A 1,029-nucleotide genomic window follows, 5' to 3' on the forward strand; every position below is an offset into this window, starting at 1 on the left:
TCCTCGTTGCTCCGCGGCACCGAGGTGCCGCGGAGCAACGAGGAGAACGTGATGTCAGCCGAAGCAGCCGTCGACAGTCAGGCGGAGAACGGGCCGGCGGCCGACCGCGCCCGGTCATGGACCTTGGCGCTGGCCTCCGTCGCGATGTTCATGCTGATGCTCGACGTGACCGTCGTCAACGTCGCCCTGCAGGACCTGCGGACCTCGCTCGGGGCGGACTTCTCCGACCTGCAGTGGGTGATCGACTCCTACACCCTGACCCTCGCCGCCTTCCTCCTCACCGGCGGATCGCTCGCCGACCGGCTGGGCCGCAAGCGGGTCTTCCACGCGGGGCTGGTCCTCTTCACCCTCTCCTCGCTCGCCGCCGGTCTGGCGCAGGACGTCCTCGCGCTCAACATCGCCCGCGGCGTCCAGGGCATCGGTGCCGCGGTCCTGTTCTCCGTCGGCCCGGCCCTGATCGGGTACGAGTACCGGGGCGCCGACCGGGGCAAGGCCTTCGGGGTCTTCGGCGGTGTCGCGGGTCTCGCCCTGGCCTTCGGGCCGCTGGTCGGCGGATTCCTCACCGACGCGCTCAGCTGGCGCTGGATCTTCCTGATCAACGTGCCCATCGGAGTCGCGGCCCTGATCGTCGGAGCCCTGCGTCTGAGGGAGTCGCGGGAACCGGCCGCGCACGGCATCGACTGGCCGGGCATCCTGACCTTCGGCCTCGGTCTCACCCTCCTCGTGCTCGGATTCCTGCGGGCGGAGTCCTCCGGCTGGACCAGCGCCCCCATCCTCGGGGCGTTCGCGGGCGGCGTCGCCCTGCTCGTGGCCTTCGTCGTCATCGAGCGGGCGCGCGGCGAACGCGCCATGTTCGACCTCTCCCTGATGCGCACGCCCACCTTCACCGGAGTCTGCCTGGCCACCCTGCTGTCCAACGCGACCAGCCTCGCCGCCGTCTTCCTGCAGATCTCCTACGTGCAGAACGTCCTGGGGTACTCGCCCTGGCAGACCGGACTGCGCTTCATGCCGATGATGATCACTCTCTTC

General features: G+C 70.0%; 1 protein-coding gene. It reads left to right on the top strand.

Annotation, left to right across the window (positions count from 1 at the left end):
• Positions 1-51: 51 nt before the first annotated feature.
• On the top strand, positions 52-1,029 hold a 978-nt coding region (locus tag AOK00_RS35270; RefSeq protein ID WP_254047626.1), incomplete at its 3' end, for an MFS transporter.

This window comes from Streptomyces aureus (genome assembly GCF_001418135.1).
In the GTDB taxonomy this organism is placed as follows: Bacteria; Actinomycetota; Actinomycetes; order Streptomycetales; family Streptomycetaceae; genus Streptomyces; species Streptomyces aureus_A.